Raw genomic sequence first — 19,306 nt, 5'->3', positions numbered from 1 at the left:
GTCTGGCCATCCCGGACTGTCGGCATCAGGCCATGATTCCTCAGCGTACTTCCATCGGCCTCCTGTTCCCTAGGACATGCCGGACTCCTGTGGCACCAGTTCCCTGGAGCTCTGGTACCGCACCAGATCCGTTCCTGCAGCCACGAGTTCACGCAGCTCAGCCAGCCCTCCGCTCACCACTCCAGCGGCCCGTGCCTGGACCAGGACATTGCCCTGGGCTGTCGCCTCAACGGGTCCGGCGATCACGGGTTTGCCAGTGGCATCGGCGGTGAGCTGGCACAGGAGCCGGTTCTGCGAACCGCCACCGACAATGTGCACTACGCCGGTAGCGCGGCCGGTGAGCCGCTCGGCATCGGCCAAGGTCCGTGCATACCCGGCCGCGAGGCTGTCCATGATGCAACGCACGACGGCGGCGGGCCGGTCCGGGAGCACCGCGCCAGTGTTGCGCACGGCTGAGCGGATCCGGTCCGGCATGTTGTCCGGTGCCGTGAAGCTGGGGTCGTCGGCGTTGATCTGAGGTCCGCCGGCAGGAAGTGCTGCCGCCGAGTCGAGCAGTGCCGTGAGTGCTTGCGTGTAGCCTTCAGCGGCCCACGCACGTTGGCATTCGCTGAGCAACCAGAGGCCACCGACATTGCGGAGGTACCGGACGGTTCCGTCCACGCCGCGTTCGTTGGTGAAGTTGGCCTGTCGGCTCGCTTCGCTGAGCACGGGGCGGGGGAGTTCCACGCCTACCAAGGACCAGGTGCCGGAGGAGATATACGCGAAATCCTGGTCCTCTGCTGGGACTGCGGCAACGGCTGATGCGGTGTCGTGCGAACCCACGGCAACCACGGTGGTGTCCGCCGGGAGGCCCGTCAGTTCAAGGATTGCCGGCAGCAGCGTTCCGACGGTTTCGCCGGGCTGGATGAGCGGCGGGAAAAGGTTCCGGGGCAAGCCGAGGGCATCAAGGAACTCGACGGCCCATTCACCGGCAACAGCGTCGAACAGCCCGGTAGTGGAGGCGTTCGTGGCCTCGGTCCGGCGTTCACCCGTCAGCAGGAACGCGATCAGGTCCGGGATCAGGAGGGCCTGCAGCCCGTCCAGGGTGGGCTCCGCTGCGAGCTGGTAGAGGGTGTTGAACTGCAAAAACTGCAGGCCGGTGGTGGCATACAGCCTCTCCGGGGGAATTGCTGCATGCACGCGCTGCACCGTCGCCCGGCTGCGCTCGTCCCGGTAGCTGAACGGTACCGAGGTGAGGTCGCCGGCGTCGTTCACCAGGCCGTAGTCCACGGCCCACGTGTCGATGCCGATGCTGACGATGCGCTCGCCGTTCGTGGCCGCCACGGAAGCTGCCGCAGCCAAACCCTTGAGTACCTCGGCGAAGAGGGCGTCGAAGTCCCAGTGGAGGCCGCCGTCGAGCTCCACCACCCCGTTGGGGAAGCGGTGGATGGTCTCGAGCGACACACCGGATACCGAGGAGACGCGGCCCAGCATGACGCGGCCGGAGGAGGCCCCGATGTCGATGGCGGCGAACACGGCGTTGCGGCCCGCGGGAGCGGACACCGCCCCGGCGTGTGCCGGGACGGTGCTCGCGATGGTTCCGTTGGTCACTGTCGGTCCTAGCGGAGGAAGGCTGCCGCCACGCCGGCGTCCACGGGGATGTGGAGGCCAGTGGTGTGCGATAGCTCGTTGCTGGTGAGCACGGCGGCGGCGTTGGCCACGTGTTCCGGGAGGACTTCGCGCTTGAGGAGCGTGCGCTGGGCGTAGTACTTGCCCAGTTCCTGCTCGTCCACGCCGTATACCGCGGCACGCTTGGCGCCCCAGCCGCCGGCAAAGATGCCGGAGCCGCGGACCACGCCGTCGGGGTTGATGCCGTTGACGCGGACACCGTATTCGCCCAGTTCAGCGGCGAGCAGGCGGACCTGGTGGGCCTGGTCAGCCTTGGTGGCGGAGTACGCGATGTTGTTCGGGCCGGCGAACACAGAGTTCTTGGAGGAGATGTAGATGATGTCCCCGCCCAGGCCCTGATCGATCATGACCTTGGCCGCGGCCTTGGACACCAGGAACGAGCCCTTGGCCATGACGTTGTGCTGGAGGTCCCAGTCCTTCTCGGTGGTTTCCAGCAACGGCTTGGAGATGGACAGGCCGGCGTTGTTGACCACCAGGTCCAGGCCGCCGAACGCGAGCACGGCTTCCTGTATGGCGGAGGCGATCTGGGCTTCGTCGGTCACGTCCGCCTGGACGCCGATGGCGACGTCGGATCCGCCCAGTTCCTCGGCGACCTTTTGGGCGTTCTCAAGGTTCAGGTCGGCAATGACGACGCACGCGCCGTCGGACGCCAAACGGGTGGCGATCGCCTTGCCAATGCCCGACGCCGCTCCGGTCACCAGTGCGATACGGGTGGCGTGGGACTTGGGCTTGGGCATCCGGGCGAGCTTGGCCTCCTCCAATGCCCAGTACTCGATGCGGAACTTCTCGGATTCCTCGATGGGGGCGTAGGTGGAGATGGCCTCGGCGCCGCGCATCACGTTGATGGCGTTGAGGTAGAACTCGCCGGCCACGCGTGCGGTCTGCTTGTCCTTGCCGAAGGAGAACATGCCCACGCCCGGGATCAGCACGATGGCAGGGTCCGCGCCGCGCAGGGCCGGGCTGTTCTCGTCTGCATGGCGGTCGTAGTACGCCTGGTAGTCCTCGCGGTAGGCGGCGTGCAGTTCCTTCAACCGTTCCACTGCTTGTTCCAGAGGAGCGTCAGCCGGCAGGTCCAGGACCAGCGGCTTGACCTTGGTGCGCAGGAAGTGGTCCGGGCAGGACGTACCCAGTGCGCCGAGCCGCGGGTGTTCCGCCGACTCAAGGAATTCAAGGACGACGGCGTCATCACTGAAGTGCCCCAGCTGCGGCTTGTCCGTGGAAGCCAAGCCGCGGATCACCGGTGCGAGGGCGGCTGCCTTGGCTTTGCGCTCAGCCTCGGGAAGCGCGGCGTAGCCGGGGAGCTGCGCGCCGAAGGGCTCGGTCTTGCCGTTTTCCTTGATGTAGTTCTCGGCCTGGTCAATGATCCAGAGCGAGTTGGCCTCGGCCTCTTCGCTGGTGGCGCCCCACGCGGTGATGCCGTGGCCGCCCAGGATGGTGCCGATGGCCTGGGGGTTGGCTTCCTTGATCGCCGCGATGTCCAAGCCGAGCTGGAAACCGGGCCGACGCCACGGAACCCAGACAACCTTGTCGCCGAAGACCTTTGAGGTCAGCGCTTCGCCGTCAACCGCCGTCGCGATCGCGATGCCCGAGTCCGGGTGCAGGTGGTCAACGTGCGCAGCGTCCACCAAGCCGTGCATGGCGGTATCGATCGACGGCGCGGCGCCGCCTTTGCCGTGGAGGCAGTAATCGAACGCGGCCACCATTTCGTCTTCACGCTCGACGCCGGGGTAAACGGACTTGAGTGCCTGCAGCCGGTCCAGCCGGAGTACTGCGAGGTTCTCAGCTTTCAGTGTGCCGAGGTCGCCGCCGGAGCCTTTGACCCAGAGGAGCTCGACGTCCTGGCCGGTAACCGGGTCCTTCTCGGTGCCCTTGGCGGAGGTGTTGCCGCCGGCGAAGTTGGTGTTCCGCTTGTCCGCACCGAGGCGGTTGGAACGGGAAATGAGCTCTTCAACAGTCTTGCTGGTCATCTTTTACGCGCCCCATCCGGCTTGCTGGCCGCCTGCGCGGTCCTCGTTGATCTTCTTCTGGTAGCCGCTGGCCTTGTAGGCGGCCATCGGGTCGGCGGGCAGCCCGCGGGATTCGCGCCACTCGGCCAGGACCGGGCGGACGTCGGTGTAGAAGGCATCGTTGAAAATGCCGTTGGCGGCCAGGACATCCCCTGCACGCTGGGCTTCGGAGAGCGCCGCGGTGTCGATGAGCAGGGCGCGGGCCGTCATTTCCTGGACGTTGAGGACCGAGCGGATCTGGCCCGGGATCTTCTCTTCGAGGTTGTGGCACTGGTCCAGCATCAGCGCGACGCCGGAATCCTTGCCGAAACCGCCGCCGCGGATGACTTCGTGCATGATGCGGAACAGCTGGAACGGATCAGCTGCGCCAACAATGAGGTCGTCATCGGCGTAGAAGCGGGAGTTGAAGTCGAAGGAACCCAGCTTGCCCAGCCGCAGGAGCTGCATGACGATGAACTCGATGTTGGTGCCCGGGGCGTGGTGGCCGGTGTCCAGGCAGACGAAGGCCTTCTCACCGAGGGCAAGGGTCTGGGCGTAGGAGGTACCCCAGTCCGGAACATCGGTGTGATAGAAAGCCGGCTCGAAGAACTTGTACTCCAGCACCAGGCGCTGCTCGTCGCCGAGACCCGCGTAGATCTCCTGAAGGGACTCCGCGAGGCGGTCCTGGCGGCCGCGGATATCATCCTGGCCCGGGTAGTTGGTGCCATCAGCCAGCCAGATCTTCAGGTCCTTGGAACCGGTGGCGTGCATAATCCCGATGCATTCCAAGTGGTGATCGATCGCGCGGCGGCGCACAGACTCGTTGGACGATGTCAGGGAACCGAACTTGTACTCGTCGTCCTGGAAGGTGTTGGAGTTGATGGTGCCCAGCCCAACGCCCAGTCCTGCGGCGTACTCGCGAAGCGCGGCATAGTCCTCCACCTTGTCCCACGGAATGTGCAGGGCAACGGTGGGAGCCAGCCCCGTGAGTTCGTGGACCTTGGCGGCGTCGGCGATCTTTTCCTGAACGGTGCGCGGTGTACCCGGAGTGCCGAAGACCTTGAACCGGGTCCCGGAATTCCCGTAGGCCCAGGACGGCACTTCAATGGCCAGTTCCCCTAGACGGCCCAGGGCCGATTCTGTGGTGTTCATGCTTGTTCCTTCTGGTATTCGTGGGCGGAGTCTTTGTCTATGTGTGTGGGGCCGGTGGCGTCTGTGACGAGGCCGGCAGCTGCGAGCTGGTCCTCAAGGTTGAAAACTTCCTCGACGATCTCAAAGCCTTGGTCCGGGGGGACGTCGCTGTTCGCGAAGAGGGCGGCCATGTCGGCCTGCCAGCGTGCGTTGACCTCTGTGACTGCCATGCGGGCCTGGGCTGCCTCGTAGTCGTCGCACTCCAGGTAACCGATCAATTGGCCGTCGGGAGCGAGGAACAGGGAATAGTTGTTCCACCCGGCGTTCTTCAGCGCGGACAGCATCTCCGGCCATACGGCGGCGTGGCGCTGCTTGTACTCGGCCATCAGTTCCGGCTGGACTGAAGAGCGGAAACAAACCCTCATGTGCGGATCTCCAGGGTTACTCGTCTTTGAATCGTTTCATTTGTTACGATTCAAATTACCCTCGTAAACGGGAGGGTGTCAAGGCGTTTCCAACACATTGACGTCAGCCAGCGGAGATCGGAAAGCATGTCCCAGACAGCCAGCATCAAAGACGTTGCCACCCACGCCCAAGTAGCAGTGGGAACTGTTTCCAACGTGCTGAACTATCCGGATCGGGTCTCGCAGAGGACCAAGGAACGCGTCCTGAAATCCATCGCCGAACTCGGCTTCGTGCGCAACGACGCCGCCCGCCAGCTCCGCGCCGGCCAAAGCAGGACGATCGGCCTGATCGTGTTGGACGTCGGAAACCCCTTCTTCTCCTCAGTAGCGCGTGCCGCGGAGGATGCTGCCACCGCCCTGGGAAGTGTCGTGCTGGTGGGGGACAGCGGCCAGGACGCTTCCCGCGAAGCCCATTACATGGACCTGTTCCAGGAGCAGCGGGTCCAAGGCCTGCTGATCTCTCCGGTGGGTGATGTGGGGGAACGGATCGACACCCTCCGCGAACGCGGCGTGCCCACGGTCCTGGTGGACGAACTTGCAGACACCGAGCGTTGCAGCTCAGTCTCCGTGGATGACCAGGAAGGCGGCTATTTGGCCGCCAAGCACCTGCTGGACACGGGCCGCCGTCGTCTGGCTTTTGTTGGAACGCCGTCCATCCGCCAGGTGGCCAGCCGACTCAAGGGCGCGCAGCGTGCCGTGGCCGAGGTGCCGGGGGCGAGTGTCGAGGTTCTGGACTCCGCCGGGCAGACGGTCCTTGCAGGCCGGCAAGTCGGTAACGGCCTGGTGGAGCGCACTCCCGACGAACGGCCCGAAGCCGTCTTCTGCTCCAACGACCTCCTGGCCCTCGGAGTCATGCAGTCGCTGACCATGCTGCGGACCGTCCGGATTCCCGAGGACATCGCCCTGATTGGCTATGACGACATCGACTTCGCTGTCTCCGCCGTGGTGCCGTTGTCCTCCATTCGCCAGCCCACCGAGGCTCTTGGCCGGACGGCCATCGAGTTGCTCGCGGAGGAGCAGGACAGCGGCGGAACCAAGCACCGGTCTGTGGTGTTCACTCCCGAGCTGGTGGTCCGCCAAAGCACTGCGGGCGCTGGCAGTTAAGTCCCCGCGCACCCAACTGAGTAACAGCACATGTCCCAATGGACGCCCATAGCGACATGTGCTGTTACTTAGTTGGGTAGCTACAGGGCGTAGATGCTCCACGACGCCGTGTGTTGGTCGCCGGGCTCCAACCGGATCAGGTCCGTCCCGCTGTTGAACGCATCCGGCGGGCAGGTCATGGGTTCCACGGCCAAGCCAAGCCGTCCCGGAACCGGTGCCGGTTTGTCTGCCGTATGGATCTGAAGCCACGGGCAGCTTTCGTCCCATGACATCCCGACGCCGGTGCCCGCCGGGTCCCGCACGGAAAGCCGCGCCAGCCCGCCGTCGAACGCTATGTCCGTGAAGGCGTGGTCGATTTCGGTGCTGCCAATGGCCCGCGCTGGGCGGAAGTCGAAAGCGTGACCTTCCACTGGCACGGTGCCGACGGGCAGCAACCTGTCGGGCGTGACTTCAAGGAACGACTCCGCGGAAAACTCGAGGACCCACTCGTCCAGCGGTGAGGGCCCTGCGACCAGGTAGGGGTGGGGGCACACGCCATAGGGGGCGGCGACGTCGGCAGCGTTCCGGGCCGTGACGGAGGTGTGCAGTCCTGTGTCGTCCAGCGTGTACCGCGCCTCAAGTTCCAGGACGAAGGGGTAGCCCGGCGTCGGGCCCACGGTGCACGTCAAGGTGAGCGAACCGGCGTCGGACTCCTTCAGGGTCCAGTCGAGCGGGAAGGTGAGCCCATGCAACGCAGTGGCCCGCTCAGGTTCGTTGATCGGCAAGTGGTACGCAGCGCCGTCGAAGGTGTACCCGCCGTCGGCGATCCTGTTCGGCCACGGAGCGGCGATGATGCCACGGTAATCCGGGATCGGACCGCCGGCAGCGAAGGGGACAACAAGGTCCCGGTCGTCGAACTGCAGTACGCGCAAGGCGGCGGCCTGGGCGGTGACAACGGCCGTGTAACCGCCCGCGCTCAGCGTGTATTCAGTGCTCACAGGCCGCCGGCCAGCTTGTAGTAGGCGGCGTTCCAGTTGAGTTCCTTCTTGAACTGTTTGATGGTGGTGCCTTCGTCGATGGTGAGGAGTTCGGTCTTGGCGATTTCGGCGAAGTCCTCGAACACGTCCAGGCCCACCTGCGTGGACAATACCGTGTGGTGTGCGGCGCCGGCAGTGAGCCACGCGGCGGCCGAGGTAGCGAAGTTGGGCTTTGGCTCCCAGAGCGCGCGGGCAACCGGCAGATTGGGGAGCGGCTGGTCGAGGTCGACGACGTCCACCACGTTGGCGACCAGGCGGAACCGATCGCGCATATCGGACAGAGCGACGACGATGCCAGGGCCGGCGTCGGTGTCGAACACCATGCGGACGGGGTCTTCCTTTCCGCCGATGCCCAACGGGTGGATCTCAACGCGCGGCTTCTTGGCGGTCAGCGATGGGCAGACCTCCAGCATGTGCGCACCCAGGATCTTCTCCGAGCCCGGCTCCAGGTGATAGGTGTAGTCCTCCATGAGCGACGCGCCGCCAGGAAGGTCTCCGCCCATGACCTTGGCTGCGCGCACCAGGATGGCAGTCTTCCAGTCACCCTCGGCGCCGAAGCCGTAACCGTCGGCCATCAGGCGCTGGACGGCCATGCCGGGGAGCTGGCGCAGCTCGCCCAAGTCCTCGAAGGAAGTGGTGAACGCTGCAGAACCGTTGGCTTCCAGGAAGCTGCGGAGGCCCAGCTCGATCTTGGCGCTGTAGCGCAGTGATTCGTGGCGGGCGCCGGCTGCTCTTAGCTCCTCGGCCACCTCGTAAAGGCGCTCGTACTCGGCAACCAAGGCGTCGACGTCGGACTCGCTGGCCGCGTGGACGGCGGCGGCGAGTTCGTTGACGGACCAGGTATTTACTGAGACGCCGAAGCGCAGCTCGGCTTCGGTCTTGTCGCCTTCCGTGACGGCGACGTTGCGCATGTTGTCGCCGAAACGGGTCAGCTTCAGCGTGCGGACGGCGGCCCAACCGGCCGATGCGCGCTGCCAGGCGCCCACCTGGCGGGCGACCTCAGGATTGCTGACATGCCCGACGACGGTCTTCCGCGGCACGCCGAGGCGCGACTGGATGTACCCGAATTCGCGGTCGCCGTGGGCTGCCTGGTTCAGGTTCATGAAGTCGAAGTCGATGTCAGCCCAAGGCAGGTCCCGGTTGGCCTGCGTGTGCAGGTGCAGCAACGGCTTGCGGAGCGCGTCGAGGCCCTGGATCCACATCTTGGCAGGGCTGAACGTGTGCATCCAGGCGGTCACGCCGATCACGGAGTCATCCGAGTTGGCCTCCAGTGCGGTGCGGCGGATGGCGTCGGAATCGGTGAGGACCGGCTTCCAGACGAGCTTGACGGGGACGTCGCTGTTGGCGTTCAGGGCATTGGCAATCTCCTGCGACTGCGCTGCGACCTGCTTGAGGACATCCTCGCCGTAGAGGTGCTGGCTGCCGGTGAGGAACCAGACCTCGTACTGATCAAGGGATGTGCTGCTGGCGGATGTGTTGGTGGCGCTGGGCATTTTCATGGCTCCTGGGTGTGATCCGGGGTTGGGACGCTGGCGGGTTGAGGCGGTCCGCGTCAGCGGCCGTAGACGTTTTGATATCGGTCGTAGAGCGACTCGATCTTGGCTTGATCAATGGGCAGCGGATTGCCAAGTTGGCGCGAGATGTGGACCGTCCTGGCCACTTCCTCGCACATCACGGCTGCTTTGACGGCTTCGCGGGGGGACTTGCCGATGGTGAACGGGCCGTGGTTCTGCATGAGGACGGCGGGGGAATTGGAGTTCTTCAGCGTCTCCACAATTCCCTGGCCGATCGAGTCGTCCCCAATCAGCGCGAACGGCCCAACAGGGATGGATCCGCCGAACTCGTCACCCATCATGGTCAGGACACAAGGGATCTCTTCGCCGCGGGCAGCCCAGGCAGTGGCGTAGGTGGAGTGCGTGTGGACTACGCCGCCCACCTCGGGCATGTGCCGGTAGACGTAGGCGTGCGCGGCGGTGTCCGAGGATGGTGAGAGGTCCGGGTTGCCCCAGTCCACGGTGCCTGCGCTGCCGGTGTTGGTGCCCCTGACGGGTGTGCCGTAAAGGTCCGTGACCACCATGAGGTCCGGGGTCAGGTCGTCATACGAGACGCCCGATGGCTTGATGACCATGAGATCGTGCCCGGGGATGCGGCCCGAGACGTTGCCCGCCGTCCAGACCACCAGTTCGTAGCGGGTCAGTTCGGCGTGCAGTTCGCAGACTTCCGTGCGGACCCTCGCGATGGATTCCAGGAGGGTGCTCATGCGGAGGCTCCTTCGAGGATGGTGGCCTGCTTCGCCGATCCCTGGATAGCTGCACGTTGGATCGCCTTGAGGCGGTGCATGAGGTTGTTCGTGCCGCGGCCGAAGTAGTCGTGCAAGGTGCGGTATTCCTGGAAGAGGACCTCGTAGGCGGCGACGTTTTCCGGGATTGGCGTGTAGACCGCGCCGGGAGCGGCTGCCATGGACGCGGCGGCTTCCCGGATGTCTTTGTACTTCCCGGCTGCGACTGCTGCGTGGATCGCCGAGCCAAGCGCCGGACCTTGTTCGGATCCGATCGTGGAGAGCTGCAGGCCCGTGATGTCGGCATAGACCTGCATGAGGAACTTGTTCTTCAGCAATCCTCCGGCCACGATGAATTCCTTGACCGGGACTCCGGAATCGCGGAAGGCGTCCACGATGGTGCGCGTGCCGAACGCCGTCGCTTCCAGCAACGCCCGGTACGTGTCCTCGGGCTTGGTGGCCAAGGTCTGGCCCACCACCACTCCGGAAAGTTCGTGGTCCACCAGCACTGAGCGGTTGCCGGAGTGCCAGTCCAGCGCGATAAGGCCGTGCTCACCAATGGTTTGCTTCCCGGCGAGCTCGGTGAGGTACTCGTGGATGCCCAGGCCTTGGTCCTTGGCGGCTTGGTGGTACTCCGGCGGAACGCCGTTCTTGGTGAACCAACCGAAGATATCGCCCACCCCGGACTGTCCGGCCTCATAACCCCAAAGGCCGTCCACGATGCCGCCGTCGACAACGCCGCACATGCCGGGCACTTCGCGGAGGACGTCGCCGTTCATGACATGGCAGGTGGACGTACCCATGATCGCGACCAGTTGGCCGGGTTCGACGGCGTTGGCCGCCGGAGCGGTAACGTGGGCGTCCACATTGCCCACTGCCACGGCGATCCCAGCTGGGAGTCCCGTCCAGGAGGCAGCTTCTTCAGTGAGGTAGCCCGCGGCGTCGCCCAATCGCCCGATGGTATGGTCCAGCTTCTCTGACACGAAGCCCTTGAACCCGGAGTTCAGTGCTGCCAGGAAGTCCTCGGACGGGTACTTTCCGTCCTGGTAGATGCCTTTGTAGCCGGCGGTGCACGCATTGCGGATGTAGTTTCCGCAGAGCTGCCAGACGATCCAGTCGGCTGCCTCGACCCAGTGGTCCATGGCGCCGTAGACCTCAGGGTCCTCCTCCAGGAGCTGCAGCCCCTTGGCGAATTCCCATTCCGAGGAAATCAGGCCGCCGTAGCGGGGAAGCCAGGACTCGCCGCGTTGCTCGGCGAGTTGGTTGATGCGGTCAGCCTGGGGCTGGGCCGCGTGGTGTCGCCAGAGTTTCACGAAGGCGTGCGGCCGGTCCGCGAACCGATCCAGTTCGTTCAGCGGCGTGCCGTCTGCCGTCGTCGGAACCATGGTGCAGGCCGTGAAGTCGGTGGCGATGCCCACCACGTTCTCCGGGTCGATGCCGGCGTCGGCGACGGCGGCCGGTACAGCATTGCGCAGGACATCGCGGTAGTCGTTGGGGACCTGAAGCGCCCAGTCGGCCGGCAGGCGTTGGCCGGTGCCGGGGAGCTTTTCCGTCACGACTGCGTGGGGATAATCGAACACCCCGCTGCCGATTTCGGCACCGTCCGAAACACGCACGACGACGGCGCGCCCGGACAAAGTGCCATAGTCCACGCCGATGACGAACTGCTCATCGAGCGGGAGGTTTTCAGAGGTATTCATGGGGTCTCCATCCGGCTGGCCAGGGCCTCATTGCCGGGGGTCGGGGTGGAAAAGTAAAGAAGGTCTGCTGTAATTGTTAGCGCTCACAACTTTGATGTCAAGAGCTGTTCGCGTGGAATGGGCACTTACGAAGGAAGCGGGCCCCGAACGCTCCCAAGTAGGTCGCAATAGCTGCCGTTCTGAGCACTCAAAACGGCATCTGCTGCTACTTAGTCGGCGAGGGGCGCCGTGGTGGAGCGGATGACAAGGTCCGGCATGACCGTGGCAGCTGAGACGGTGCTGCCGCTCTCCAAGCGATCCAGGAGCAAACCGATACAGCGCTGGCCGAGCTCTTCAAAGTCTTGCGCCACCGTAGTCAGCGGAGGAATGAAGTAGGCCGACTCCGGCTGGTCATCAAAGCCCACAACGCTGACGTCTGCCGGCACCTGCACGCCTGTCTCGTTGAACGCGCGCAGGACGCCAAGGGCCATCTGGTCATTGGCTACGAACAGGGCCGTCATGGAACGGTCCGCTGCGATTTTAAGGCCTTCGCGGTAGCCGCATTCGGCACTCCAATCGCCCTCGATCAAGGTCCCCGGTTCAAGTCCGGCCTCGGCCAATGCCTCCTGCCAGCCATCAATGCGGGCAGCGGCATCAATCCAATCGGCCGGCCCGGACAGGTGGCCGATCCGCTGGTGGCCGAGACTCAAGAGGTGTTCGACGGCGAGCTTGGCTCCCTGCTTCTGGTCCACGGTGGCACCTGTGAGGTGCTCATCGCCAATGGACCCGACAGCAACCAATGGCACTTGGGCGGTGATGTCTTTGAGGACATCAAATGTCCCAGGGTGGGGAACCGTGACGACAATGCCGTCCACCCCCTGATCCATGAAGTGCGCGATAGCGTCCTTGATGGTCTCCGGGGTAACTTCCCGCAGGCCTGCCACGCTGACGAAATAGCCCGCATCCCGTGCCGCCTGCTGGACGCCCAGAAGCGTGTGGGACGGCCCGTACTGCGCCATTTCGCTGCCGAGCACTCCGATGGTTTGGGAGCGTCGGGTCACCAGGCTGCGTGCAGCGGTGTTTCGCCGATAACCCAGCTCGGTGATGGCTTGTTCCACACGCTCGCGGGTTTTGGAACTCACGTTGGGGTGGTTGTTCAGGACCCGGGAAACAGTCTGGTGGGAGACCCCCGCCACGCGGGCGACGTCCTCCATGACAGGAGGACGGGCTGGTGCAGATTGATCAGAGCTCACCCTGTCACGATAGAGCACCCGCGGCCATGATCAGCCCATAGCCACCTTGGCGGCGTACTGACGGTATCTCGTCAGGAACGGCGCGGGCCCGGCGACGTCCCCGGGCGTCACATCCACGCCTTCCAATGACCACTCAGGCAGTTGCCCAGTCAGCACGCCGGCAGCCTGTCGTGCAGCGCCGTCAGCAACATATTCCCCGGGGTGGGGTACGAATACCGGTAGTCCAAAGACCGAAGCAGCAACCTGCTGGACGGCCTCCGATTGTGCGCCCCCGCCCACCAAGATGATGCGCCGGGCAGCCACGCCTTGGGCTTGCAGCGCGGAGAGACCGTCCGCGAGCGAACACAGCACGCCCTCCACCGCGGCCCGCGCCAGGTTGGCCGGCGTGTAGTTGGAGACCGTGATGCCGTGGAGCGATCCAGTGGCATCAGGGAGGTTGGGTGTCCGTTCGCCGTCGAAATACGGGACCAGGGTCAGCCCCTCCGCCCCCTCGGGAGCGGATAACGCCAGGGCACCCATTTCCCCCAAATCCACTCCCAGCAACGCGGCCGTGGCATCGAAGATCCGTGTCGCGTTGAGCGTGCAGGCAAGGGGAAGGAAGTTGCCGGTGGCATCTGCGAAGCCGGCTACCAGACCACTGGCATCCCGTGCCGGCACGTCCGACACCGCAAACACGGTCCCGGACGTTCCGATGGAAATGACAACATCCCCGACGGCGGCGCTGACGCCCAGGCCTGCTGCGGCGTTGTCGCCGGCACCGGGGCCGATGAAGGCGCCGCCGGGCGTCTTGCCGGCAGCTTCCAAAGGTCCCACGACGACAGGCAGGACCGGAATATGCCCGAGGGTGCTTTCGAGCACCTCCGGCAAGTAGTTGCCACTGCTCGCCGAGAAGTAGCCCGTCCCTGATGCGTCCGACCTGTCGGTGCGGAGGAGCTCCAACGATGCCGGCCCGCTTCCGGGCCCATGACCGGCAAGCCGCCAGGAAAGCCAGTCGTGGGGCAGGCAAACCGCGGCAGTGAGTCGAGCATTCTCCGGTTCGTTCCGGGCCAGCCAGTGGAGTTTTGTGGCAGTCAACGATGCCACCGGTACGGTGCCGGTGCTGGTTGCCCAGTACGCGGCTCCGGCCAGGGCATCGCCGTCACCGGCTTCAAGAATCAATTCCTCGGCGTTCGGCGCGGAGCGGGTGTCGTTCCAGAGCAGGGCTGGGCGTACAACATTCCCGGACTCGTCCAGGCACACCATGCCGTGCTGTTGGCCACCAATGGAAACGGCGTCGACGTCGTCCAGCCCGCCTGCCTTTTGGATCGCTTCCTGGAGGGCCGTCCACCAGTGATCAGGGTGTACTTCCGTCCCTTCTGGATGGGGTGCCCTGCCCTGACGCACCAAGGCGCCCGTGACTGAGTCCCGGATAACCACTTTGCACGACTGGGTGGAGCTGTCGATCCCGGCTACGAGAGGCATGCGTTTTGTTCCTTTGGCGAACCGTGGCCGGGCCCTGCAGGGCGAACCTCGCAGAGCCCGGCGATGGGACTGTGGTGGGTGGGAGTGATCTAGCGGGAGCCGAGCAGGTGCTCGATGGCCAGCTGGTTGAGGCGGACGAAGGCGAATGAACGCTCGGCGGCCTTGTCGGCGTCGAACGTTTCGAACGCGCTGGCGTCAGCCAGCAGGTCCGCAGTGGTCTCACCGGCGTTCAAGGTGGACTCGCCCAATTCGAAGACACCCGACGTGGCGAGGGCTTCCTGGACTTCCGGATCCGCCCGGAAAGCGAGGGCGCGTTCCTTCAGCAACAGGTACATGGACATGTTGGACTTGGCTGATTCCCAGACGCCGTCGTAGCCATCGGTGCGGGACGGCTTGTAGTCGAAGTGGCGCGGGCCGTCGTACCTGGGTCCACCGTTGGGGAAGCCGTTCTCCAGCAGGTCTACCGTGAAGAAGGCACTGGTGAGGTCGCCGTGGCCGAAGACCAGGTCTTGGTCGTACTTGATTCCACGCTGGCCGTTGAGGTCGATGTGGAAGAGCTTGCCGGCCCACAGCGCCTGTGCGATGCCGTGGGTGAAGTTCAGCCCGGCCATCTGCTCGTGGCCGGTCTCCGGGTTGAGGCCCACGATGTCGCCGTGTTCCAGCTGGGCGATGAACGCCAGGCCGTGGCCGACGGTGGGGAGGAAGATGTCGCCGCGGGGTTCGTTCGGCTTGGGTTCAAGGGCGATCCGGAGGTCGTAGCCCTTTTCCTTGATGTAACCGGCTGCGGTGTCTACGCCTTCCTTCATGCGGTCCAGCGCGGCCGACAAATCCTTGGAGCCGTCGTATTCGCTGCCTTCACGGCCGCCCCACATTACGAAGGTCTCTGCGCCAAGTTCGGCTGCGAGGTCGATGTTGCGCAGGATCTTGCTCAGGGCGAAGCGACGGATCGAGCGGTCGTTTGACGTGAATCCGCCGTCCTTGAACACCGGGTGGCTGAACAGGTTGGTGGTGACCATCGGGGTCTTCAGGCCGGTCTCAGCCAAAGCCGCCTTGAAGTTCTTGAGGATGAGGTCGCGCTCGGATGCGGTGGCGTCAAAAGGAATCAGGTCATTGTCGTGGAACGTGATGCCATAGGCGCCGAGCTCGCTGAGCTTGTGCACGGCCTCAACCGGGTCCAGGGCCGGGCGGGTGGCAACACCGAAGGGGTCGGCGCCGGTCCAGCCGACGGTCCAAAGGCCAAAGGTGAAGCGGTCCTGCGGGGTGGGCTGCGGGGTCATTTTGCTCCTTTGCAAAGCACTGGGGGAGGAAGGCCAAGAAAAACCCTCCAATTAGTTTTCAATCTGAACTATATGGTGGATGATGGATCATGGTCAATGGAAGCCAGCAATAATTCTTCGAATCCGCAGGGAGTCCCACGCCAGTGAACGAGTCAACAGCGCCCGGCCGCGTCGGCGATGTCCGCCGTCGAAATCTTTCGCTGGTCCTGGACTCCATCGCCCGGACCGGCGATGCCAAGCCCAGCCGCGCGCAGCTTGCCGCCGGTACGGGACTGACCAAGGCGGCAGTGTCCAGCCTGGTGGCCGACCTCGTAGAGTCGGGGCTGGTTTCGGAAGTGGGCCTTTACCGCGACGGGGAGCGGGGGCGGCCTGGCCAAGGGCTCGAACTCAGCTCACGCCGGGGCGTCATTGGCATGGAGATCAATGTCGACTACCTGGCCGTAGGGCTGGTGGACCTTGGCGGCAACCTTCGGTTCCATTCATCGGTGGAGTCTCGAAACCGGGGATTGGCGCCCGAAAAGGTCATGCAACGCCTTGGAGGCTTGGCCGCCGAAGCGAAGGCCGCTGCGGCGGCCGAAAAAATCGCCATCATGGGTGGCGGACTGGCGGTGCCGGGGCTGGTGGACGGGCAGCGCAATCTGGTGCTCTCCGCCCCGAACCTCCATTGGGAGAATGTGCAACTGCATCCACGGTCACTGCTGGAAGGCGCTCCGCTCGGCGTCCGGCTGTCCAACGAGGCCAACAGTGCAGCCTTGGGCGAACTTTGGTACGGAGGCGGGAGGCCTGACTTCCTCTACGTCTCGGGCGAAGTGGGCGTTGGTGGTGGAGTCATCATCGGCTCCGAGCTTTACACCGGACCAGGAGGCTCGGCTGGCGAACTGGGCCACATCGTGGTGCACCCGGAGGGCCCGGCCTGTTCCTGCGGTGGGGCCGGGTGCCTGGAGACTTTTGCCGGCCAGGAAGCCATTTTCGAAGCGGCCGGAATCCCGGAAGGTTCGCTGGGCGAGCGCACGGAACTACTGCTTGCGGCCTTGGCCGTGCAGGATCCGGGGGCTACCAAGGCAGTTCACGACGCCGGACGGTACTTGGGTGTCGCGCTCGCCTCTTCTGCCCGGTTGATGGATATTGAAGCAGTGGTCCTCGGTGGGCATTTCGCCCTGCTGGCGGAGTGGCTCAGGCCGGCGTTGCTGGCAAGCCTGGAGCGTTATGCGCCGGGGTTGTTGGAGCCGGGCAACCTGACAGTGTCCGGCCTCGAGCATTCGGGCACGCTCCTCGGCGCTGCCGGCCAGGTGATTCGTTCCGTCATTGAGTCGCCTTTTGAGTTTCTGTTGGCGAGCAAACTGGCCTAGTGCCGTCAGCGCTCAGCCGCGGCCGGCGCTGGAATCCCGGCGGACCATCGCGGCTGTGGGGCTGCTTGTGGCCTTCATCCTTGCCTTCACCTGGTTGTCCACTTTGGCGGGGCTGCTCCTTAGTCCGGAAGCTGCCAGTGGCCTCACCAGCATCACGATTTTCCTTCCTTACGTCAGCAGCGCCTTCGTGCGGCCGGAAACCATGCCGTCCTGGTTGCGGGGCTTCGCTGAGCACCAGCCATTCACGCCGGTCACCGAGGCGTTGCGGGCTTTCCTGCTGGGCGGGGATGCAGGAGCTTCCGGGTGGCTCGCTGCAGCGTGGTGCCTTGGCCTCGGTTTCGCTGGATGGGTGGGTTCCGCGATAGTGTTCCGGGGTCGCAGGCTATAAATCGGCGTGGGCCTTTCGATTAATTCATCAGTATGCTTACTATTGATGGATCAGTTGTTCGCGCAAACCATCCCCACGAACGAGTGCCCCATGACTACACAAGACTCAGCCCAGACCAGCACGGCCAAATCGCAGACCGCTCCGTCCCCTGAAGATTCGCGTAAACCTGACAGCCCAAACGACCTCGCGAAGCCCACCTGGGTGTACATCGCCAAGCGGACCCAGCGCGAATTCATCAAGGATCAATGTCCGGACGCGGCGGCTGGCCTCACCTACTACGCTGTCCTTGCCCTCTTCCCGGCACTCCTGGCGTTGGTTTCACTGCTGGGAATCTTCGGGGACGCGGGGAAGACTACGTCGGCCCTCCTGGACATGGCTCAGCAGTTCGCGCCGGGCCCGGGCGTTGACACGCTGCGGCAGCCCATCGAGGAACTCACCCAATCCAATGCGGCCGGCTTTGCGCTGGTCTTCGGCATCGTCGTGGCGCTGTGGTCAGCCTCCGGCTATGTCACCGCATTCAGCCGCGCCATGAACCGTGTCTACGAAGTGGACGAGGGCCGCGGCTTCATCAAACTCCGTGGAACGATGCTCGCCGTAACAGTTGTCGCCGTCGTCGGTGCCGCGCTCGCAGCGGCCATGCTGGTTTTGAGCGGCCCTGTGGCGGAGGCGATTGGCGGCGCAATCGGCTTGTCGGAGGCGTTCATGACTGTCTGGAACATCGCCAAGTGGCCGATCCTCATTGTCGTCGTGGTGGCCATCATCGCTGTGCTCTACTACTTCACGCCCAACGTCAAACAGCCCAAGTTCCGCTGGATGAGCATGGGTTCGCTCATTGCGCTGGTAATTTTCGCCCTGGCATCGTTTGGTTTCGGCTTCTATGTGGCGAACTTCAGCAATTACAACAAGACATACGGTGCCCTCGCGGGCGTCATCATCATGCTGCTGTGGCTCTGGATCTTGAATATGTCCTTGCTGTTCGGCGCGGAATTCGACGCCGAGATGGAGCGGGGACGCCAACTGCAGGGCGGCATTGAGGCCGAAGAGACCATCCAATTGCCCCCGCGAGACACCAAGAAGAGCGACAAAATGCAGGAAAAAGAAGACGAAGTCATGCGGGACGGCGAGGAAATCCGCGAGACCCACGGCGACGAACCGCGCAAGGGCAAGTAGCCGGAATGGATATCCCAGCAAGGGGTGACATCACCCGCAAGGCCAAGCTCAAGTCCATCAAGAACGGCGACACGGTGCAGATCCAGGGTGAAATCTTTCAGGTCAGAGCCGTGCTGCCACAGGACGGCTCGCGGAACATCAGCCTGGAACTTCAAGCGCACGACGGCGGGTCAGTCACCTTTATTGGTCTGCCGAAGGCCCGCGTGCAGCTCGCTGCCCGAGCTTCCTGAGCCTGCGCGGACTTCCTCAGCCCGCCGGCCCGTCCCTCGGCACTTCACGCCCGGCCGTCGTCGTGGCATCGTTTCAGCATGGAGACGGTGTATGAGGCGTCCGGTGGAAGCGACTATTTCCTGGCGCTGGCCGCTGCATGGCATGTCAGGGTGGTGGCGGACGAGGTGGTGGGGCACGCGTTCCGGCACGGCGTTCACCCCGAGCACACGCAGCGACTGGCCGCCTACTGGAGCGAGGCCCTGGGCGGCCCACCGCTGTACTCGGGCGCCTACGGTGACGAAACATCCGTGGTGAGGATGCACAGTGGAAACGGTCCCCATGAAGAGATGAACCTCCGGGCCATTGAGTGCTTCGATCAGGCGTTGGCGGACGTCGGCCCAGAGGATGCCCGACTCCGCGGAATACTTCACGATTACTTTGCCTGGGCCACTACCAACACCATGGCCCGCTACGAACGCTCAGCAGATGATGTCCCTCCAGGACTGCTGATTCCCAAGTGGTCCTGGGGTGGACTCGTCGCCGCGTGACAGCTCAGGCTTCGGCTGGGAAGCCTTGGTCGGCGTCGTCCCACCAGCCCTCCCAAGCGCTGGAGGTCAGGCGCTCGGTGGCGAAAACTGGGGCGTGCTCGGGGCTGGAATCACCGGTGGGGCCGCTGTGGCTGCCGCTGGCGTCGAGGAAAAAGGTCAGGGTCTTCAAGAGCATCATAGTGGTGTCCCTTCAATGGTTTCGTGGACGTCTTTGTCCAGGTAGAACCAATGTAAGTGGCCATTGTTTCCTCGCATCGACGCAATGTTTCAGCTGTGTACCACTTATCTCACCTGCGCATTCGAGGACGTACAGCTGACACAAACA

18 protein-coding genes are annotated in these 19,306 nt (G+C 64.3%); 6 read left to right on the top strand and 12 right to left on the bottom strand.

Annotated elements, in window-relative coordinates; genetic code table 11:
• Window positions 1-69: 69 nt before the first annotated feature.
• The 4 genes from J3D46_RS01805 to J3D46_RS01790 are packed head-to-tail and all read right to left on the bottom strand — an operon-like array spanning window position 70 to window position 5,209.
• On the bottom strand, window positions 70-1,590 hold the full coding sequence (locus tag J3D46_RS01805; RefSeq protein ID WP_253464780.1) for a rhamnulokinase family protein: 1,521 nt from the start codon (window positions 1,588-1,590) through the stop codon (window positions 70-72).
• An 8-nt stretch (window positions 1,591-1,598) separates the two neighbouring features.
• Window positions 1,599-3,635, bottom strand: coding sequence for a bifunctional aldolase/short-chain dehydrogenase (locus J3D46_RS01800; RefSeq protein WP_253464779.1), 2,037 nt, complete (start codon window positions 3,633-3,635; stop codon window positions 1,599-1,601).
• Window positions 3,636-3,638: 3 nt separating this feature from the next.
• The gene (gene rhaI, locus J3D46_RS01795; RefSeq protein ID WP_253464776.1) at window positions 3,639-4,805 is read right to left on the bottom strand and encodes an L-rhamnose isomerase; all 1,167 of its coding nucleotides are present in this window, start codon (window positions 4,803-4,805) and stop codon (window positions 3,639-3,641) included.
• Window positions 4,802-5,209, bottom strand: coding sequence for an L-rhamnose mutarotase (locus tag J3D46_RS01790; RefSeq protein WP_253464774.1), 408 nt, complete (start codon window positions 5,207-5,209; stop codon window positions 4,802-4,804). Before J3D46_RS01790 ends, rhaI begins: the two co-directional genes overlap by 4 nt.
• Window positions 5,210-5,335: 126 nt before the next feature.
• On the opposite strand from J3D46_RS01790, the gene J3D46_RS01785 reads away from it, so the two are divergent.
• Window positions 5,336-6,352, top strand: a complete 1,017-nt coding sequence (locus J3D46_RS01785; RefSeq protein WP_253464771.1) for a LacI family DNA-binding transcriptional regulator — start codon at window positions 5,336-5,338, stop codon at window positions 6,350-6,352.
• Window positions 6,353-6,432: 80 nt separating this feature from the next.
• On the opposite strand, the gene J3D46_RS01780 is transcribed toward J3D46_RS01785, so the two are convergent.
• From J3D46_RS01780 to xylA, 7 genes are all read right to left on the bottom strand, one after another.
• Window positions 6,433-7,329, bottom strand: coding sequence for an aldose 1-epimerase family protein (locus tag J3D46_RS01780; RefSeq protein WP_253464768.1), 897 nt, complete (start codon window positions 7,327-7,329; stop codon window positions 6,433-6,435).
• The gene (gene araA / locus J3D46_RS01775; protein ID WP_253469125.1) at window positions 7,326-8,861 is read right to left on the bottom strand and encodes an L-arabinose isomerase; all 1,536 of its coding nucleotides are present in this window, start codon (window positions 8,859-8,861) and stop codon (window positions 7,326-7,328) included. Before araA ends, J3D46_RS01780 begins: the two co-directional genes overlap by 4 nt.
• A gap of 59 nt (window positions 8,862-8,920) precedes the next feature.
• Window positions 8,921-9,628 (bottom strand): L-ribulose-5-phosphate 4-epimerase, encoded by a 708-nt coding sequence (locus J3D46_RS01770; protein WP_231338469.1) that lies wholly within the window; start codon window positions 9,626-9,628, stop codon window positions 8,921-8,923.
• Window positions 9,625-11,346 carry a ribulokinase gene (gene araB, locus J3D46_RS01765; RefSeq protein WP_231338470.1) on the bottom strand — a complete coding sequence of 574 codons (1,722 nt, stop codon included), beginning with the start codon at window positions 11,344-11,346 and terminating at the stop codon, window positions 9,625-9,627. The genes J3D46_RS01770 and araB overlap by 4 nt, the downstream gene beginning before the upstream one ends.
• A 209-nt stretch (window positions 11,347-11,555) precedes the next feature.
• Complete coding sequence (locus tag J3D46_RS01760) at window positions 11,556-12,539, bottom strand: LacI family DNA-binding transcriptional regulator (RefSeq protein ID WP_253469123.1); 984 nt, start codon at window positions 12,537-12,539, stop codon at window positions 11,556-11,558.
• A 69-nt stretch (window positions 12,540-12,608) separates the two neighbouring features.
• Complete coding sequence (locus J3D46_RS01755; RefSeq protein ID WP_253464765.1) at window positions 12,609-14,039, bottom strand: xylulokinase; 1,431 nt, start codon at window positions 14,037-14,039, stop codon at window positions 12,609-12,611.
• 89 nt (window positions 14,040-14,128) lie between these two features.
• Window positions 14,129-15,316, bottom strand: coding sequence for a xylose isomerase (xylA, locus tag J3D46_RS01750; RefSeq protein WP_231338472.1), 1,188 nt, complete (start codon window positions 15,314-15,316; stop codon window positions 14,129-14,131).
• Between the two features lie 143 nt (window positions 15,317-15,459).
• On the opposite strand from xylA, the gene J3D46_RS01745 reads away from it, so the two are divergent.
• The 5 genes from J3D46_RS01745 (at window position 15,460) to J3D46_RS01725 (ending at window position 18,981) form a co-directional block, all read left to right on the top strand.
• Complete coding sequence (locus tag J3D46_RS01745; RefSeq protein ID WP_231338473.1) at window positions 15,460-16,665, top strand: ROK family transcriptional regulator; 1,206 nt, start codon at window positions 15,460-15,462, stop codon at window positions 16,663-16,665.
• Window positions 16,622-17,053, top strand: a complete 432-nt coding sequence (locus J3D46_RS01740) for an ABC transporter permease (RefSeq protein ID WP_374110757.1) — start codon at window positions 16,622-16,624, stop codon at window positions 17,051-17,053. The genes J3D46_RS01745 and J3D46_RS01740 overlap by 44 nt, the downstream gene beginning before the upstream one ends.
• 90 nt (window positions 17,054-17,143) lie before the next feature.
• Window positions 17,144-18,223 carry a YihY/virulence factor BrkB family protein gene (locus tag J3D46_RS01735; RefSeq protein ID WP_253464760.1) on the top strand — a complete coding sequence of 360 codons (1,080 nt, stop codon included), beginning with the start codon at window positions 17,144-17,146 and terminating at the stop codon, window positions 18,221-18,223.
• 5 nt (window positions 18,224-18,228) lie between these two features.
• Entirely contained in the window at window positions 18,229-18,453 is a 225-nt protein-coding gene (locus J3D46_RS01730) for a hypothetical protein (protein ID WP_253464757.1), read from the top strand.
• Window positions 18,454-18,531: 78 nt separating this feature from the next.
• Window positions 18,532-18,981, top strand: coding sequence for a group II truncated hemoglobin (locus J3D46_RS01725; protein ID WP_231338478.1), 450 nt, complete (start codon window positions 18,532-18,534; stop codon window positions 18,979-18,981).
• Window positions 18,982-18,985: 4 nt separating this feature from the next.
• On the opposite strand, the gene J3D46_RS01720 is transcribed toward J3D46_RS01725, so the two are convergent.
• The gene (locus J3D46_RS01720; RefSeq protein WP_231338479.1) at window positions 18,986-19,159 is read right to left on the bottom strand and encodes a hypothetical protein; all 174 of its coding nucleotides are present in this window, start codon (window positions 19,157-19,159) and stop codon (window positions 18,986-18,988) included.
• Window positions 19,160-19,306: the final 147 nt, after the last annotated feature.

The sequence above is a fragment of the Paenarthrobacter sp. A20 genome, assembly GCF_024168825.1.
Taxonomy (GTDB): Bacteria; Actinomycetota; Actinomycetes; order Actinomycetales; family Micrococcaceae; genus Arthrobacter.
The sequence above is the reverse complement of the archived record's forward strand: the minus strand, read 5'-3'. Positions and strand labels throughout refer to the sequence as shown.

What these genes read in the sequence shown, in the direction of transcription:
- J3D46_RS01800 (WP_253464779.1), bottom strand. Translation starts at nt 3,635, where the DNA reads ATGACCAGCAAGACTGTTGAAGAGCTCATTTCCCGTTCCAACCGCCTC.
- rhaI (WP_253464776.1), bottom strand. Translation starts at nt 4,805, where the DNA reads ATGAACACCACAGAATCGGCCCTGGGCCGTCTAGGGGAACTGGCCATT.
- J3D46_RS01790 (WP_253464774.1), bottom strand. Translation starts at nt 5,209, where the DNA reads ATGAGGGTTTGTTTCCGCTCTTCAGTCCAGCCGGAACTGATGGCCGAG.
- J3D46_RS01785 (WP_253464771.1), top strand. Translation starts at nt 5,336, where the DNA reads ATGTCCCAGACAGCCAGCATCAAAGACGTTGCCACCCACGCCCAAGTA.
- araA (WP_253469125.1), bottom strand. Translation starts at nt 8,861, where the DNA reads ATGCCCAGCGCCACCAACACATCCGCCAGCAGCACATCCCTTGATCAG.
- J3D46_RS01770 (WP_231338469.1), bottom strand. Translation starts at nt 9,628, where the DNA reads ATGAGCACCCTCCTGGAATCCATCGCGAGGGTCCGCACGGAAGTCTGC.
- araB (WP_231338470.1), bottom strand. Translation starts at nt 11,346, where the DNA reads ATGAATACCTCTGAAAACCTCCCGCTCGATGAGCAGTTCGTCATCGGC.
- J3D46_RS01760 (WP_253469123.1), bottom strand. Translation starts at nt 12,539, where the DNA reads ATGGAGGACGTCGCCCGCGTGGCGGGGGTCTCCCACCAGACTGTTTCC.
- J3D46_RS01755 (WP_253464765.1), bottom strand. Translation starts at nt 14,039, where the DNA reads ATGCCTCTCGTAGCCGGGATCGACAGCTCCACCCAGTCGTGCAAAGTG.
- xylA (WP_231338472.1), bottom strand. Translation starts at nt 15,316, where the DNA reads ATGACCCCGCAGCCCACCCCGCAGGACCGCTTCACCTTTGGCCTTTGG.
- J3D46_RS01735 (WP_253464760.1), top strand. Translation starts at nt 17,144, where the DNA reads ATGACTACACAAGACTCAGCCCAGACCAGCACGGCCAAATCGCAGACC.
- J3D46_RS01730 (WP_253464757.1), top strand. Translation starts at nt 18,229, where the DNA reads ATGGATATCCCAGCAAGGGGTGACATCACCCGCAAGGCCAAGCTCAAG.
- J3D46_RS01725 (WP_231338478.1), top strand. Translation starts at nt 18,532, where the DNA reads ATGGAGACGGTGTATGAGGCGTCCGGTGGAAGCGACTATTTCCTGGCG.
- J3D46_RS01720 (WP_231338479.1), bottom strand. Translation starts at nt 19,159, where the DNA reads ATGATGCTCTTGAAGACCCTGACCTTTTTCCTCGACGCCAGCGGCAGC.